The sequence below is a fragment of the Paenibacillus tundrae genome (assembly GCF_030812775.1).
GTDB classification, from domain to species: Bacteria; Bacillota; Bacilli; order Paenibacillales; family Paenibacillaceae; genus Paenibacillus; species Paenibacillus tundrae_A.
This window is the reverse complement of sequence record NZ_JAUSTI010000019.1, coordinates 56,206-73,305: the sequence shown is the minus strand read 5'-3', so window position 1 is coordinate 73,305 and position 17,100 is coordinate 56,206. Positions and strand designations below refer to the sequence as shown.

Here is a 17,100-nt window from a genome sequence, read left to right as displayed (position 1 = left end):
CTCCCTGCAACCTTACAGACGTGACCATCAATAAAATTGTTGCAAAGTTAAGTATTTTTTTATTGGCACCATAAAATAACGGCTTATGTATTAGGGCCGCCCAAAATCTTCTCTTAGAATAACAGAAATTGCATAAAGCGTCATCACAGCAGTAAAAAGCTATTCCAGTACTTACACGATTCAATTGATGAGCAATAGCATATATTATAGCAAACAGGCTTTCAGAAGCAAAAAATAAAAAAAGTCGAATTTTGTATAAATTTAAGCTCTTTTTAATGCAATTTTCATGAAAATAGTGTATTGTAAATTTACATTCATAATACGAGGTGATGAGCATGCCAGCTCTAGCGAAAATTCAATTGTTAAAAGAACAAATGCCTAAGGAATATCAAAGCATTTCTCATTTTGTAGAACATGCACTGGAATCCATTGATACCTTGGTAGAGGAACATCGGAAATACACTGCTGCACAAGCGTTATACGGCGATAAAATTGTCGGATCGGAAGAACGCTTGTACAGAGAAACCGTACTTGATGTTCGTGAGCAACTTCTGCTTACGCTTGAAAAAACAGTGGAAGACCTATTGCATAAAGGTGATAAACACTGGAATAAACATTTCAAAGACGGTGTTGAATAGTTTCAACTAGTAAGTTAAATAGGCCGTTTCCGATTCCTCCCAGATGGAGGATATGGGAAGCGGGCTTTTTTGTGCATTCCTGTAACTTGCAATCAAAAGAAATGATTAATTCGTCTAATGATCAGTAAATCACAATCAGTTTGCCATTGGCAAACCCTAAAGCTCTTACACCTGCGGAGCTAGCATATACCCAAGCTTCGATCTTGCCTTTTGAACTTGTTTCATACGAAATGCTCGTGGGATCCCCCCATGCCAAGCGCGCCTGCGTCATGTTCATTCCTAGAGCTACTTCCCTAGCAATAATTTTATTCCATGTGGACTGAGACCAATTTTATTTTTCTTATAAGGATCAGAAGAGAAGAATTGGTCAGAATCAGCAAGCATTTCCGTCACACTAGAGGGCGCACCTCCTGCGTAAGCAGAAACTGTTTTTCCTTTAGCATTACGGAATACAACGGTGTAACTTCGATCACTATTATTCTTTTCAATTTTGTTTTGATATCTGTAACGGTCACTTTGCTGAAACGTTGCTCTAAACTCGTATCATTGTTCCAATGTCCTGCAATATCCGAAAATTCATCACCCCCCCAAATTCTCCGGCTCTAACTTGTGCCGTATCTCAATCTCCCCGTCCTTGACCCTCATCTGGATCTCCCCCATCTGATCTGTTCGATAGATCTCGGATCCAGTTTCCCCCAAACGTTCCATTACTCCCGGATTGGGATGACCATAGGTATTGTTGACTCCAGCAGAGATTACAGCTGTTTTGGCATTCCAATATTGAAGCCATGCTTCGGTTGACGACGTTTTGCTACCGTGATGAGCTACCTTCAGGACGTCAATGGAGATCGACTCCTCCACCTCCTTCGCTCCCGTATCTTCTTCATCACCAGTGACTTTCCCAATCGTTTTGTTGCTCGAAATCATTTTCATTAGCTCCAGAGGAACATCCTTATCAACAATTCCACCTTTTACATTCTGTCTTTCAAACTGGGTAGCAAGCGATCCATCCTGAATCATGTAGAGCAAATTTTGCTCGGCTGCTGCATCCATATCTCCCGTGAACAAAAATGAAGCGCCAGCCATATCCAGCAAAAATACAACTGAATCATGATTTTGATTCTCTGAAACAGGAATGCCATCCACCGCTTCAAGATGCAACGAATCTAGATCTGGATTAATAAAATGTAACGTAGTCTCATCATCCGCTACATAAGACATTCCTTGCCGAATGGCATATAACGGTATATCACGTTCAATAGCTGTATCTATTAGCTTATTGAAATTGCCCTTACCACTTGTTGTACCATTAAACATAAAACGCTCCACTGGGATCTGTTCCAGCACCGCCTGCAAACCACCAGCATGATCCTGGTCAGCATGGGTTACGATGACGGCATCTAGCCGATGTATACCTCGTTTTTTCAGTAATGGTACAACCACCTTCGCCCCGACTTCATAGGGATCACGCCGAGTCTTCCACGATTGATCAGGCTTACCGAAGCTAACCGTACCCCCACCATCAACCAAAATATGCTTTCCCTCAGGCGTTGTAATTAACGTGCTATCCCCTTGACCAATATCGAGAAACTGTACTACACCCGTCCGCGAAGGCTGAGGAGTCTGATAGGCCCACCATAACCCTGCAATCAAAGTAATCGCAAGCAACCCGCATAACCACTGTTGATACACCGGGCGTTGTCTCCCCGAATCATCTCCCGCTCCTCTAGCCCGAAAAGCACTTGTATACTCTGGCCAGGCAATACTTGCGCTGAGTGTCATTGAACCCTTGTGCTTTTCTTGCGTTCTATAACTCTGATTCGGTGGGTAAAGAGAGGACTTGAAGGCAAGCTTGCCATTCATCTTAGAGATCGCCCATGCTGCATCTTCCTGTTTCAACGGTTTGGTCTCTTCATCAAGATGACTGCTCCACTGTGATTCTTGACCATTCCCTTGAAACCATATCCGTAATAGTGCATACAAAACTCCGTAATAGATCCCAACCCACAGCCAGGTAGGCGTAGCCCAGATGAGTACAAAACCAGGCAAACTATTCAACCATTCAATACCAGCAAAGGTTAGTTTATTTAAGAGGATGACCAGCCAAGCGAACGGTTTGGCAAGAGGTAGCCATATCATAGATAACAGCAATGCAACCGCTCCAAAGGGCAGAACTACAGCGCTTATGAGTGAGACAAAGAGGAAATTTGCTACAAACGATAACATTGAAAACTGATTGAAATACAATATGGTCACCGGAAATGAAATGAGCTGCGCTGTAACGGTCACCGAGGCTGTCGCAGCCAGTGCTTTCGGTAATTTTCTAAACAGACGATTAATAAAGGGCATATAGATCATCAAACCGGCGGTGACGAGAAAAGAAAGCTGGAAGCTGACGCTGAGCAAAAAATACGGATTCCACCACATCATTAACAATGCTGCCGCACTGATCATCTGCAATCCATCTCTAGCTAACCCTCGTCTAGCCAAATACAAGCCAAGCATGGACATAATGCCGGCACGAATAACCGAAGGTGAACCACCCGACAGCATTACATAAGCAGGGATAAGTAGCAACACAATCGTAAGTGACGTTTCTCTAGTTAACCTCAGCAAAGACAAAAAAAATAGCAGTGAAGCAACATACACGGCAACATGTGTGCCAGATATCGCAAGGATATGGGTAAGTCCAAGCTGAGAGAAGTGACCATACGTATCTGGATCAATGTCCTTCGCCATGCCTATGATTAACCCCTTCATGTATCCAGCATGAGGTTCGGGAAACAAGACCTCTATTGCGCTCCCCAACTGTTGTCTGATCATGTCATTCCAACGAAAAATATCAATCTGGCTCCAGCCTTCAGGCTGCATGGAAGTGATTGAGCTGGCACCTTTGACTTTAAACAACCAATGTATCTCCTGTGTCCGCAAATAATTACGATAGTCAAATCCACCATAATTCCGGGCTTCACCCGGTCTTGTGAACGAGCCAGTCATTACCATGGAATCCCCGCGGCTCCACGCCATCGCTATGTCCTGCTCTTCTTCTTCAACTAGCTTCACCTGTACCATCAAACGCTCACCTACGTCATGCATCGGCTGTTGCTTCGGATCTGCCCTTTCTTCGGTGCCAGATAACGGGTCTGATTCTGGATATATTGTAGAAAGTAAAAGCTCAAAATCGGCCCGATCTCCATCCACACGAACAGCTGACGCGATCGTACCTTCTAGCTTTGCTACATATCCATCAAGCTCCTGATGACTCCTTCCAGTGATCTCCGGCAAGACGCTGACATTACGCAGATCATACCATTCCCAGTGAGCAAGACCACCTAGAAGCGATGCAACAAGTAATAGACGAGTCCAGCCACGAATGTCCAGCCAGTGAAAAAGGAGGGGCATACATGCCAGCACTCCCACCAACCCCCACATAAGTGTCCATCCTGATAATGCACATCCCACTATACTTCCGCATAACCAACACACTGTAAATAGCAATAAAGGCCTACCTTTCATCCCAATCTCCCCTTATCGTTTTTTTGCAGAAGCTTATTTATAATCAAAAAAACGAAGAAAAACCCCCGGTAGCTGACGTAGCTAACCGGAGGTTCTTCCTCGATCTAAAGCGTAATTTAGTAAAGTGATATCACATTACAATAAACATGCCTAGTGATAGAGACGATAGTACATGAAGTCTTTAAATCCTTCCCATACCTAACCGTTTAATCACTAATTGTCATCATCGTCTCACGTGGAGGCTGATATTGCTCCAGCTTGCGGAATGTGATGCCTTTTTGCGCCATCATACGCGTTACTTTACCCGTATCCTTAGGATATGGGCGATGGAAAACAATTTCTGTAATGCCACTGTTCGCAAGCATATTAGAGCAGGTCCAGCAAGGTTCATCCGTCACATAAACAGACGAGCCCTCCCGATCGATTCGATCCGTGAACAAAAGTAAATTTTGCTCCGCATGAATGGTACGAATACACCGCTGCTTCTTAACCATTTCCTCTTTACCATCCGTGACAACCAATTCATACTCCTCGGATATCATACATCCTGCTTCTGAACAATCCGGTACCCCCATAGGTGCCCCGTTGTATGCTGTTCCGAGCAGTTTTTTCCCTTGCACAAGCACTGCACCTACATGCCGACGCGAACAGCGGGAGCGGGTAGAGACCATATAAGCAATATCCATGAAGTAAGTATCCCAGTCTTTGCGTACATCTGTTGTACTCATATTTGCATCTCTCCCGATTGAAATAATTTAATTACCGAATTTGCACATATGGAGCCATCTTCTCCAGCATTTTCATACCTATTCCTTTTACTTTGGTCAAATCACTGACTCTTGTAAACGGTCCATGTGCATTTCGATAATCAACGATGGCCTGCGCCTTCTTCTCTCCAATGCCTGGAAGTTCGGTAAGTTTAGAGACAGGTGCTGAATTGATATCAATTTTACCATTGTCGACAACCTCTTGCTCTGGTGGACTTGCAACCTGCTGTTCCGGCTTCATTTCTGTTTCAGTTGACTTATTCGTGACTGCTGCAGACGTAGCAGATTCCGTATTAATAACATCTGGACTCTTCTCTTCCGGTGCCTTCCCCTGCATCGTAGAAGAAGCCTCACTGTCTCCTGCAGGATTCACCCCCGCATTGACTGGTGTGGCTTGTTCTACTACAGCTTGCGTTGACAACTCCCTATTTTGACCCAAAACAGCCGACTCTACAATAGCAGCTTCCTGCTTGAGCGTCGGCGTTTGAGTGGCGAGCTGCATCGGTTCCCAGCCAGAAGGCGGCTGTTCACTTTTGCCCGACCACAATATAAGTATCGTTCCAATTACCGCAGCACCAATCGTCCATCCTTGTTTCCACTTCATTCGTCTACACCTCTCCCTGTTATCAAATAGATCAATTTTGAACACGGGCGGTGCTTCCGAACCGTCTATAAATGGACTATAATCTCCACATTCCTTTTTTGATGTCATGTCAAACAAGTTATGCTGCATAGACTAGAAGGAACGAACTACGCCAGTACCGTAAAGCATGAAAGGAGGCCTGAAACAATGAAGGTTGGATTTATCGGAACCGGCAGCATGGGAAGCCTGCTGATCTATGCCCTGATCCAATCCGGAGCATTAGAGCCGCGGCAGATCGCCGCAAGCAATCGAACCCCTTCCAAAGTGCGTCAGTTATCCCTCCGTTATCCCGGTCTGCATGAATCACAGAGTAATCGGGAAACCGTTATCCGAAGCAACATCATCTTTCTCTGTGTGAAGCCGCTGGAATTCAAACATGTTATTGACGAGATCCTGCCTGTCGTGAATCCGAATCATATGATTGTCTCGATCACTAGTCCCGTGCAGCTGCGTCATCTGGAATCTTCACTTCCTTGCAAAGTCTCCAAAGTTATCCCCAGCGTCACACATCAGGTCGGCAGCGGAGCGTCATTATGTATACACGGTGAACGAATGACAACTGAAGATCGCACTGTGTTGGAAGGCTTGCTGAGTCATTTCAGCAAACCTTACCAAGTGGATGAAGCGTGTACCCGCATAACATCCGACTTTTCCAGTTGCGGACCTGCATTCATATCGTTCTTTTTGGAACAATGGATTGAGAGTGCCGTCAAGCTTACAGGGATCAAACGAGCAGATGCCTGTGCTCTTGCAGGTGAGATGCTCCTTGGAACAGGTAAACTGCTCACTGAAGGAGGGTATACACCTCAAGAACTTCAAGCACGAGTTGCTGTTCCCGGTGGCATCACTGCTCAGGCTTTGGCACTACTCAAGATTAGTCTGGACGGTGTGTTTGATAGCCTCATTCACACCACCCATGACAAATATGATGAAGACTTGGTAAAGCTTAATGAACTATTCCAAGCCAGTGAGATTAACCGGCAACAATATTAACCAGTTTGCCTGGAACGGCAATGACCTTACGAATGGTCTTGCCTTCCAGAGCCTGCTTCACTGGTGCAAGCTCCATTGTGAAGTCCTGCATGCCTTGTGCATCCAAATCCTTCGCAACGGTTGCCCGTGTTACAATTTTGCCATTCACTTGAACGACAATCTCCACTTCAGCGTCTACTGTCATCGCTTCGTCATATTCAGGCCAAGCTACATAAGTAATTCCACCTTCATGACCTAAGCGACTCCACAGCTCTTCCGCCATATGCGGCGCAAGCGGTGACAGTAATTGCACGAAGTTCTCCATCGATTCACGTGGCAGCGTATCTGCTTTGTATGCATCGTTAATGAAGATCATCAGCTGACTGATCGCTGTGTTGAAGCGCAGATGCTCCAGATCATCCGTTACTTTCTTAATTGTTTTGTGAGCAGTACGCTTGAATTCTTCTGTACCGCCATCCGCTGTAATTTTATCATTAATCGCGCCTGTATCTTCATTGATGAAGAGACGCCATACGCGTGACAGGAAGCGGTACATGCCTTCAACCCCGTTAGCATTCCACGGTTTTGTTGCTTCCAGCGGCCCCATGAACATCTCATACAAACGCAGCGTATCTGCACCGAATTCATTTACAATTTCATCTGGGTTAATAACGTTACCACGAGATTTACTCATTTTCTCATTATTAGTTCCCAGAATCATACCTTGGTTCACAAGTTTATGGAATGGCTCTTTCGTCTGCACTACACCCAGGTCATACAGCACTTTATGCCAGAAACGTGCATACAGCAAGTGAAGCACAGCGTGCTCTGCTCCCCCGATGTACAGATCGACAGGTAGCCATTGTTGTTGTTTTTCCTGAGAGATCAGTTCCTTGTCATTATGTGGATCGATAAAGCGCAGGTAATACCAGCAGCTTCCCGCCCATTGTGGCATCGTGTTTGTCTCACGACGTGCTTTCATTCCCGTTTCAGGATCAACCGTATTCACCCACTCGGTTACATTCGCCAGTGGTGATTCCCCTGTACCCGAAGGCTTGATCTGATCAATGTCTGGCAGCAACAATGGAAGTTGATCCTCAGGCACGGTCTTCATCGTTCCATCTTCCAGATGCAGAATTGGAATCGGCTCTCCCCAGTAGCGTTGACGGCTGAACAACCAGTCACGCAGACGGTATGTCGTTTTGCCTTCACCTTTACCGCTGTCTTCCAGCCATGCAATCATCTTCGCAATCGCTTCTTCGTTGTTCAGACCATTCAAGAAATCAGAGTTAACGTGTGGTCCGTCTCCGGAATACGCTTCTTTGGTCACATCCCCACCAGAAACAACTTCAATGATGTCCAGTCCGAATTGCTTCGCAAATTCCCAGTCACGTGTATCATGCCCAGGAACTGCCATAATTGCACCTGTACCATAACCAGCCAGAACATAATCAGCGATCCAGATAGGCACCTTCGCTCCATTTACTGGATTGATGGCATAAGCCCCTGTAAATACACCTGTTTTGTCTTTGGCCAGATCCGTACGTTCCAGGTCACTCTTACGTCCAGCTTGCTCCTGATAAGCTTTGATCGCTTCACGTTGCTCTGCTGTCACAATGGCATCTACCAACTCATGTTCTGGTGCCAATACAGCATAACTAGCTCCAAACAAAGTATCCGCACGAGTCGTGAATACCTTGATTACTTCCTCACGTCCCTCAATGGCAAACACCACTTCTGCTCCTGTGGATTTACCAATCCAGTTACGTTGCATATCCTTAATGCTCTCGGACCAATCCAGCTCTTCCAGGTCTTCCAAGAGGCGCTCAGCATATTCAGTAATTTTCAATACCCATTGACGCATCGGTTTACGGACAACCGGGTGATTACCGCGCTCACTTTTACCATCAATGACCTCTTCATTAGCCAGTACTGTACCCAATGCTTCGCACCAGTTTACAGGCACTTCATCAACGTAAGCGAGCCCTTTGTTGTACAACTGGATGAAGATCCATTGCGTCCATTTGTAATAATCCGGATCCGTTGTGCTGATCTCCCGATCCCAGTCATAGGAGAACCCAAGGGATTTAATCTGACGACGGAAGTTGTCAATGTTACGGAATGTGATCTCACGTGGGTGTTCTCCCGTATCAAGTGCATGCTGCTCAGCAGGCAGACCAAAAGCGTCCCAGCCCATTGGATGCAAAACATTGTATCCGCGCATACGTTTGTAACGAGAAACGATATCCGTTGCAGTGTATCCTTCCGGGTGACCTACGTGCAGCCCCGCGCCAGATGGATATGGGAACATATCCAATGCATAGAACTTCGGTTTAGCCGGATCCTCGCCTGTTTTGAACGTTTTATTCTCATCCCAAAATTGCTGCCAACTTTTCTCCATCACTTGCGGCTGATAGCCGTGCTTCGGCTGGTGATTCTCACTCATCTATTGTTCCTCCTCTGGTTGATTCACATAAATTACAACAAAAAAACCTCAGCATCCCATAGCGTTTGCAGCGCTAGGGACGAGAGGTTGAATTCCCGTGGTACCACCCTAGTTAGCGGATGAACGTGCTTCGTCATCCACTCCCTTTGAACCTGTAACGGCGGTTAACCGATGCGGATTTCCATTCCTGCAACCACCGAATAGACATCGGTTAAGTATCGGATGGTGTAATCACCGCATTTCTCCAAGGCGAGTTCATGAAATACTGTCAATCGGCTTGCACCAACCGCCGACTCTCTGTCATGTACAGAATTCACTACTGATCCTTATCATCGAAATATGTATACAATATCGGAAACATTATATAAAAAAGTACCGCCAAAGTCAATGACAGACCTCAGCCCAACCGAAACCGTTCAATGCTTTCTTCCAGATTATGAATCGTCCACTGAATATGTTTATGATCATCAAACTGCCGGTATGCACATTCGATCCGAAGTAATAGATCAAAATACAGATCATATAACCCTCTTCTGCTTCGTTCACTTGGTGTTGTAATGGATCTACCATATCCCTTCAAAAATCCAGGCGTGTAATTAAAGTGACTAAAATAATGCTCCATCAATGGATCCGCCCATAGTGAACGCTCAAAGTCAATAATGGCGGTAATTTGACCATTCTCCACCAGCACATTGCCATCCCACAGATCCCAGCTAATAAACACAGGTTCTAGCACATCATCGAGGACATCAGCTCTAGCCTGAATCAAACGCTCCAATTCCTCATAAGACATCGAAAACGTAATCCCTGCCTTTTTCCCATCGATTAATACATCATCCATCAGTTGCAGAAAAGCTTCTTTCCATGTGAAATAACGTTGTCGTCCCGATGAGAAATAACCAAATTGTTCTCCTTTGATATCATTTATTCTTCGATTGTAGCGCCCTAGCTCTTCTTCAATTGCTTCCTGTTCTTCAATGCTATAGTGCTCTTTCACTTGGTTATACGGCTTGCCTGTCATATGCTCCATAATAAAATATTCTGAAGGTGCAAGGGTTAGTGAATCATCATACGCAAGTACACGAGGAACAGGCAGATCCGTTAGCTCCGACACAAGACGCAGTGCCTCAACTTCAGTCTTCATTAACCCTTGTTCACAACGCATCAGATTGGATTTATCCGTAGGAGCAATTTTGAGCACCACCGTCTGTCCATCTTTTAATACGATCCGATATGCCTGGTTCGCCCAGCCTTCATTCATTTCCTGATACTCAGATAGTTCACTATTTAATATTTGGATTACTATCCGGTCTAGCTGTTCCGAAGTTAGCTTGGTTTTGTATTTACTTTCCACCCCATAATCACCTGTCCTTCTTAAGTTCGTCATCTTATCTCATCAAAAAAGGAAAACGCTTTCTGTTAGTGTTATTATGGCTCCCTCACACTTAACTGGCAATAGCTTAGATCACGATCCATGATCCTATTTTGCTCAAAAATAAAAAAACGCCCTCCGAATGTGCAAGGGCGATGAACAAGACCAATTATTTGATAGCAACATAGAACAGACGCTGCGCGCTTTCCCCTGCTTCTTCCCACTCAAAATCTGCGTACACGCTGACATCGCGGAATCCCGCCTTCCGTAACTCCAGCTTCATCCACTCCGGATCGTATGCGCGCTGCACATGCACCTCTTCGAACCTCTGATAGAGATCCTTCCCCCCATCATCAACACGTGAGAAAATGCTGAGATGATGTTCGATCTCACATCGTTCCGAGTCTAAAGCACTTGTCCAGATATAGGATATGGAGCGTTCGTCCAGTACAAAAGGCTGTTCTTCTTCATATCGAATAAATGTATTAGGATGATGCACATCGAACAGGAATGTTCCTCCTGGCTTCATCATTTCGTATGTTCGTTGGAAGGTGCGGATGACATCGTCCTGTTCCAGCAAATAGTTAATACAGTCACAGAATGAAATAACCGAGTCTACTGGCTCAGGTACTCTCCATTCGCGCATATCCTGCTGTACCCACCGTACACTGCCTTCACGGTACAAACGATGCCCTTGGGGTGTAGCTTCCATCTTGCTGCGAGCCACAGATAACATATCCGCCGACAGATCGATCCCCGTCACCTCGAATCCTGAGTTAACCAAAGGAATCGTAATCGAACCTGTACCACAACCAAGTTCAGCTACGCTTTTGGGCATGCCGTGGCGCTCCCAAGCTGTTCTCGCGAACCTTATCCAGTCCGGATAAGGCATATCTTCCATTAATTCATCGTAAACATAGGCAAATTTACGGTAAGACATGTCAGGCACCGCACTTTCAATTCATTTTATTATATAACTCAAAAATATTTACACTTGCCACTCCGATAAACAGAACAACCTTCCGATCGCTGTTATCCCCGGATTTTTTTGATTCCCTTTTCCAAAGGGAAAATCCGGGGATAGAGGCATATGCTTCCGATGTAGCTTTCTTGCAGAAAGCTTTCAGGCGAACGCTTCGCTTCTTCACGTTATTTCTGTCTTCTCCGTTCTCGTGTAAAGAATTAGTTGAACTGATATAAATTTATCATAAACGAAAAAGCAGAGGCGTCCGGAGTTCACCCAGCTTGCCCTGCTTTTACATCAAACTCACATGAGTCTGCGATTAACTTAAGTTCAACGTTACTAATTCTTGTCCGAATCCGGAGCAGTAGCTTGCGAAGCAGCGTCCGTCAAGTATGTCCAGTTTTCTTTCTGAGTGACCAGTCCATCCTTCATTAGCTTACCTAAAGCACGCTTGAAGGCGGATTTGCTGATGCCAAAACGCTGTTTAATAATATCCGGTGGTGTCGCATCCGAATAAGGCATACCACCTGTTGGACGCTCTTTCATAAACGCGAGCAGCTTATCCGCATCCTCGTTACGACCTACCTCTTTGCGAAGAGACGTCGCCAGGTTCACACGTCCATCCTCACGAACCAGCGTTACCCGGCATTTCACTTTCTCGCCGAGACGCAACAAGTGGGTACGCTCGGAGGAATGGATCATGCCAATGGCACCAAAACCAAGCACTCCACCTTCCACAAGCACAAAAGTCCCCATTTGCAACGGCTTGTACACCGTCGCTTCGACCCATTCATTGAGCCATGATGTCGGTGCATGGAAGGCTAACGGTGCAAGCTCACGTTCTCCAGCCAATTTCGCACGAAGACGGCCTTGCTTATCGTGCTCCATGATAACAAAAACCTCGTCCCCAACCTGTGGACGCAGCTCTTCTAATTCAGGCAATTCACGGATAGGAAGCAGTAGTTGCCGACCCAGACCCATTTCTAGAAAACAGCCGAGCCGTGGATGTATGTCAGCCACAACAAGTCGTGCCATTTCCCCAAGAGTAAGATAAGGCTTCTTCATCGTCGCAGCAAGGCGATCTTCCGTATCAAAGAAGATAAAGACTTCCAGTGTCTCATCGATTTTGATATCACGTGTCAGCTCTGTATAGTGAAGCAGTACCTCTTCCGATCCAGTCGTCAAAAAGTAGCCAAACGGAGATACTTCACGTTCAACCCGCAAAGAGACAACAGTTCCTGCAATCAAACTCATACCGTTTCCACCACTTTAGCATCCGACCATAAACGTTCGATGTTGTAGTATTCACGCTCATCGCGGTGGAAGATATGAACAACCACGTCCCCTAGATCCATCAGAACCCAGCGTGCCGAATCCATACCCTCAATACCTTTAATCGTTACACCTGCGGCGTGAGCCTGTTTACGAATCTCTGTTGCAATAGATTGTACCTGTGTATCCGAGTTACCATGGCAGATCACAAAATAGTCCGCTACCAGTGAAATCCCCACTAGATCGAGTGCTACAATGTTGGATGCCTTTTTATCGTCTGCGGCTGTAACCGCCAAATTCATTAGTTCTTTCGATGATAATGTCATGAACCAACCTCCATAGTTTATAATTGTGTAATCAGATCGTTACGTGCATACATGGTTAAAGGGTAAATCACTCTCCGCTGTGATAACAGCAAGCTAATCGTTGAGTCAAAACCAGCAATTAACCCTTCCTCCAGACTGTGTTCAGCCTGTTCACGAATGCGATCCACACCCGGAAAATCTCTTCCCGGCTCAATATAATCCGCAAGACATACCACCTTATCCAGCAGACTCATGCCCACTCTCCCAGAGGTATGCCAACGAATAGCATTAATGATCTCCAGATCATCAATTCCGTAATCCCGCTGTGCTACAAAAGCACCAACCTCTGAGTGCCAGAGCTGCTTGTCATGCTGCAACAGGTCTTCGTTTAATCCATTGTCACGGATAACTGCTTCCATCTCTGATACAGGCCAGTACTTGGCAACATCGTGCAATACGGCAGCCAGATCCGCCTTCACGGGATCTGCACCATATTTTTCAGCCAAATATACGGCAGATTGCATCACGCCAAGGGTATGCTTCCAGCGTTTCTCCGGCATTTGACCCGAAACAGCTTGAATGAGTTCCTCACGGCTTAGTGCCATATAAACCGCTCCTTACAATATATTCATGAACTGCAGTAGGAATCATGAAACGTACCGATTGTCCCTTCGCAAGACGTTTACGTACGGCAGTGGATGATATGTCGACGAGCGGCATCTCTGCCAGCAATACTTTATCTTGTAGCTCATCGGGTAAGTCATCCAGATGAAGCTGAAAGCCGGGTCTGCCTACTCCGATAAAGGTCAAGCGTGCTGCAAGCTCCTCGATCTGTTCCCATTTGGGTAGATAGTTGACCATATCTGCACCAATGATAAAGTAAAAATCATGCTCTGGATAACGATTCCATAGCTCCTTCATCGTGTCGATTGTATAAGATACGCCACCAAGCTCCATTTCAATATCCAGCATCTCATATTGCTGTACATCTTGGATCGCCGCTTCCGTCATATCCAGACGTTGCTGCCCCGAAGCCCCGGCTCCACGCTTGTGTGGTGGAACATGGGAGGGCATGAACCAGATTTCATCCAGTGCATGGGAATCCCTCGCAGCTTCAGCGGCCAACAGATGTCCCATATGGATTGGATCGAATGTCCCACCCATGATACCAATCTTCATGATGTCACCATCCTAAGGAAGTTCGATTTGTTTGTTGTCGCGTGATTCCTTATACAGGACAATCGTGCCACCAATCACTTGTACAAGCTCACTGCCAGTCTCACGAGCAAGTTCTGCCGCGATTTCGTTTTTATCATCCAGATTGTTGTTCAAAATTTGAACTTTCATCAACTCGCGTTTTTCGATCGCATCTTCAATGTGACGGAACAGATGATCGTTTGTGCCACCTTTACCGATCTGAAACACTGGGGTTAGATGATGTGCTTGTGAACGCAAAAAGCGTTTTTGTTTACCTGTTAACATGAATACTCCATACTCCTTATGCTCAGCACACGCCAGTGACAGAAGAGTCTCTGTCAGGCTTGGCTGTTCAATTATATTTTAGTGTCATTATTTATTATTCACTTAACCTTGCTTGTTACTTATTTTACTTATCGAAGCTGTCTAGTACCGCTTGTCTCATTGTCTCCACAGGAGCCTGGATGCCGAACCAATGTTCAAAAGCCACTGCGCCCTGATATACAAACATCCCCAGACCACCATGCACCGTACATCCACGTAGGCGTGATTCACGCAGCAGACGTGTCTCCAGTGGATTATAGATGAGATCACTTACGGCTGCGTCTACACGAATCAGTGCAGGATCTACCGGAACATCATCCACATGGGGATGCATCCCCGCAGCCGTTGTATTAATGACAATATCAGCGGAAGCAAGCACAGCCGCCGCTTCCGCCATTCCACTGCCTGTAATCTCACCTAATCCATGAGCCCGCAGATCCGAAGCGAGTTCAATGGCTCGCTCGGCTGTACGATTCAATATGTGAATGCGTTCAGGCTTCTCTAGAGCCAGTGCATATATGACTCCTCTAGCAGCTCCTCCTGCACCTAGCACAGCGATCCGTTTGCCTGCAAGGTCAGGCACAGCTTCTTCCTTAAGTGACCGTACATAACCAATGCCATCCGTATTATAGCCTATCAGCTTTCCGTCCTTATTGACAATGGTATTCACTGCACCAATCAACCGTGCGCTCTCATCGATCTCATCCAGATAAGACATAACCTGCTCCTTATGAGGAATGGTGACATTCACACCGCGATACCCCAGAGCAACAATGCCTCTAACCGCTGCCTGCAATTGTTCGGGATGAACATGGAGTGGCATATAGATTCCATTCACTTCTGCGGCCTTTAAAGCTGCATTATGCATAGCTGGAGATTTGGAATGAGCAATAGGATTACCCATAACGCCCAGCAACACTGGAAGTGAAGTCGTGGTTTTCTTTTGTTCAGACAACGCGTCCGCCTCCGATCTGATGAATATGTTACTGACCTGATTAGATCAGAGAAGGACGAACAAGTACTCGGATACCTTTAGGTACATGAACAGCTACGAGAGCCCCATTGTCTCCGTTCACTTTAACCCAGCCTAGACCGGAGATAAAGATATCGGACTGACTTCCACGTTTGATACGGAACTCATGACGAGTCCATTCTGGCATCTCCGAAGCACCTTCGCGTGTTGGCGGGGTAAGCAACTCTCCTAGATGATCACGGTACAATTCATCCGCGCGTTCTAGCTTCGTCCGGTGAATATTCAGCGCTGTGCTGATAAAACATGTAAAGGACTGACGATCACCCTCTACGAAGTCGAAACGAGCCATACCGCCAAAGAACAGCGCTTGACCTGGATTTAATTGATATACGGCAGGCTTAAGCGGCTTGTCCGGCATAATCGCAGCTAAGTCTTTGCGAGATACGATCTCACTGAAACGCCATGGATATACGATCCCAGGTGTATCAATAATAAACTTTCCATCTTCTAATGGAATGTTCACCATATCCAGTGTTGTTCCTGGGTAACGGGATGTTGTCAGTTCTTGTTCCAGATCACTGTAGTCACGAATCAGTCGGTTAATCAATGTAGATTTACCCACATTAGTGCCCCCGACCACGTAAACGTCACGATCTTCACGATAAGTGCTTACCAATTCAAGGAGACGTTCGAAGCCTTGATTTTGCTTAGCGCTCACGAGCAACACATCCACAGTGCGCAGTCCCTGCTCCTTAGCCTGCTTTTGCACCCAGTTTCGAACCTTATTCCAGTTTGTTACTTTAGGTAGCAAGTCCGTTTTGTTTACTACAAGTAATACCGGATTGTTACCGACAAAACGTTGGAGGCCAGAGATTACGCTACCGTCAAAGTCAAACAAATCAACGATATGGATAACAAGCGCATCCTTATCCCCGATCTGGCTCAGCAATGCTAGGAACTCGTCTTGGTCAACGGTTACTGATGATGATTCATTATAATTTTTGATACGGAAACAACGCTGGCATATTACCGGTTCACGATCCAGCGCCTTCTCAGGGATAAATCCGGGTTTATCCTGATCTTCTGTTTGCAGATGCACCCCGCATCCGCTGCATCTTACGGCAAGATTGCCGTTATGCGTGTCTGTCATTTCTTATTTTCCTCCTCAAGCCATAAGCCTTTCTTGCGTAAACTCGTTAGAGCAATCCGTTCCACGCGTCGATTGAAGCGGGTCATGAATCCTTCATCACCGATGGAGATGGGTAACACCAGCACGGTATAAAGCCCTAGCCGGTTACCTCCATATACATCGGTTAACATCTGATCACCTACCACAATCGTTTTATCTGGAGTAAGCTCCATCATTTTCATTGCTCTACGAAACGGTGCATTCGATGGTTTGCGTGCACTGTGCACAAACTGGATATCCAGTGGCGTAGCAAACAAGGATACACGATTCAAATTGTTATTGGACACAATCATCAGTTTGAAGCCTGCCTCTTTCACACGTGCAAACCATTCAATCAGTTCTGGCGTTGCATCAGGGGCTTTAGCTCCAACAAGCGTATTGTCGAGATCAGTTATTATTCCACGATAGCCTTGAGCGTACAGCTCTTCCAGATTAATGTCAAAAACTGTGTCTACTCGCAGCTTGGGCATTAACATTTTAAACAAAGAAGTCACCTCAGTTTCATACGACACACTATATCAC

The 17,100-nt window shown here is 45.8% G+C and carries 16 protein-coding genes and 1 other annotated feature; of the genes, 2 read left to right on the top strand and 14 right to left on the bottom strand.

What is annotated here, in order from left to right; translation table 11 throughout:
* Window positions 1-335: 335 nt before the first annotated feature.
* A complete protein-coding gene (locus J2T19_RS24235) occupies window positions 336-638 on the top strand; it encodes a hypothetical protein (protein ID WP_056695947.1) in 303 nt (100 codons plus the stop codon).
* Between the two features lie 579 nt (window positions 639-1,217).
* On the opposite strand, the gene J2T19_RS24230 is transcribed toward J2T19_RS24235, so the two are convergent.
* From J2T19_RS24230 to J2T19_RS24220, 3 genes are all read right to left on the bottom strand, one after another.
* Window positions 1,218-4,070 (bottom strand): ComEC/Rec2 family competence protein, encoded by a 2,853-nt coding sequence (locus J2T19_RS24230; protein WP_370874944.1) that lies wholly within the window; start codon window positions 4,068-4,070, stop codon window positions 1,218-1,220.
* Between the two features lie 290 nt (window positions 4,071-4,360).
* Complete coding sequence (locus J2T19_RS24225; RefSeq protein ID WP_128102932.1) at window positions 4,361-4,882, bottom strand: deoxycytidylate deaminase; 522 nt, start codon at window positions 4,880-4,882, stop codon at window positions 4,361-4,363.
* Window positions 4,883-4,913: 31 nt separating this feature from the next.
* Entirely contained in the window at window positions 4,914-5,525 is a 612-nt protein-coding gene (locus tag J2T19_RS24220; RefSeq protein ID WP_307220415.1) for a ComEA family DNA-binding protein, read from the bottom strand.
* 186 nt (window positions 5,526-5,711) lie between these two features.
* On the opposite strand from J2T19_RS24220, the gene comER reads away from it, so the two are divergent.
* Window positions 5,712-6,557, top strand: coding sequence for a late competence protein ComER (gene comER / locus J2T19_RS24215; RefSeq protein ID WP_307220412.1), 846 nt, complete (start codon window positions 5,712-5,714; stop codon window positions 6,555-6,557).
* On the opposite strand, the gene leuS is transcribed toward comER, so the two are convergent.
* From leuS to J2T19_RS24160, 11 genes are all read right to left on the bottom strand, one after another.
* Window positions 6,538-8,982 (bottom strand): leucine--tRNA ligase, encoded by a 2,445-nt coding sequence (leuS, locus tag J2T19_RS24210; protein ID WP_307220410.1) that lies wholly within the window; start codon window positions 8,980-8,982, stop codon window positions 6,538-6,540. The genes comER and leuS overlap by 20 nt on opposite strands.
* Window positions 8,983-9,054: 72 nt before the next feature.
* Window positions 9,055-9,324: a binding site (T-box leader), on the bottom strand.
* Window positions 9,325-9,379: 55 nt separating this feature from the next.
* Complete coding sequence (locus J2T19_RS24205) at window positions 9,380-10,336, bottom strand: phosphotransferase family protein (protein ID WP_307220408.1); 957 nt, start codon at window positions 10,334-10,336, stop codon at window positions 9,380-9,382.
* A 187-nt stretch (window positions 10,337-10,523) separates the two neighbouring features.
* The gene (locus J2T19_RS24200) at window positions 10,524-11,294 is read right to left on the bottom strand and encodes a class I SAM-dependent DNA methyltransferase (protein ID WP_307220406.1); all 771 of its coding nucleotides are present in this window, start codon (window positions 11,292-11,294) and stop codon (window positions 10,524-10,526) included.
* Between the two features lie 363 nt (window positions 11,295-11,657).
* Complete coding sequence (locus J2T19_RS24195) at window positions 11,658-12,572, bottom strand: CvfB family protein (protein WP_307220404.1); 915 nt, start codon at window positions 12,570-12,572, stop codon at window positions 11,658-11,660.
* On the bottom strand, window positions 12,569-12,916 hold the full coding sequence (rsfS, locus tag J2T19_RS24190; RefSeq protein WP_145045756.1) for a ribosome silencing factor: 348 nt from the start codon (window positions 12,914-12,916) through the stop codon (window positions 12,569-12,571). Before rsfS ends, J2T19_RS24195 begins: the two co-directional genes overlap by 4 nt.
* Window positions 12,917-12,933: 17 nt before the next feature.
* On the bottom strand, window positions 12,934-13,500 hold the full coding sequence (yqeK, locus tag J2T19_RS24185; RefSeq protein ID WP_307220400.1) for a bis(5'-nucleosyl)-tetraphosphatase (symmetrical) YqeK: 567 nt from the start codon (window positions 13,498-13,500) through the stop codon (window positions 12,934-12,936).
* A complete protein-coding gene (locus J2T19_RS24180) occupies window positions 13,484-14,074 on the bottom strand; it encodes a nicotinate-nucleotide adenylyltransferase (protein WP_307220398.1) in 591 nt (196 codons plus the stop codon). The genes yqeK and J2T19_RS24180 overlap by 17 nt, the downstream gene beginning before the upstream one ends.
* A 12-nt stretch (window positions 14,075-14,086) precedes the next feature.
* Window positions 14,087-14,377, bottom strand: coding sequence for a ribosome assembly RNA-binding protein YhbY (yhbY, locus tag J2T19_RS24175; RefSeq protein ID WP_145045761.1), 291 nt, complete (start codon window positions 14,375-14,377; stop codon window positions 14,087-14,089).
* A gap of 124 nt (window positions 14,378-14,501) precedes the next feature.
* The gene (gene aroE, locus J2T19_RS24170) at window positions 14,502-15,371 is read right to left on the bottom strand and encodes a shikimate dehydrogenase (RefSeq protein WP_307220396.1); all 870 of its coding nucleotides are present in this window, start codon (window positions 15,369-15,371) and stop codon (window positions 14,502-14,504) included.
* Between the two features lie 40 nt (window positions 15,372-15,411).
* Window positions 15,412-16,539 carry a ribosome biogenesis GTPase YqeH gene (gene yqeH, locus J2T19_RS24165; RefSeq protein WP_145045765.1) on the bottom strand — a complete coding sequence of 376 codons (1,128 nt, stop codon included), beginning with the start codon at window positions 16,537-16,539 and terminating at the stop codon, window positions 15,412-15,414.
* The gene (locus J2T19_RS24160) at window positions 16,536-17,063 is read right to left on the bottom strand and encodes a YqeG family HAD IIIA-type phosphatase (protein WP_307220461.1); all 528 of its coding nucleotides are present in this window, start codon (window positions 17,061-17,063) and stop codon (window positions 16,536-16,538) included. The genes yqeH and J2T19_RS24160 overlap by 4 nt, the downstream gene beginning before the upstream one ends.
* Window positions 17,064-17,100 lie beyond the last annotated feature (37 nt).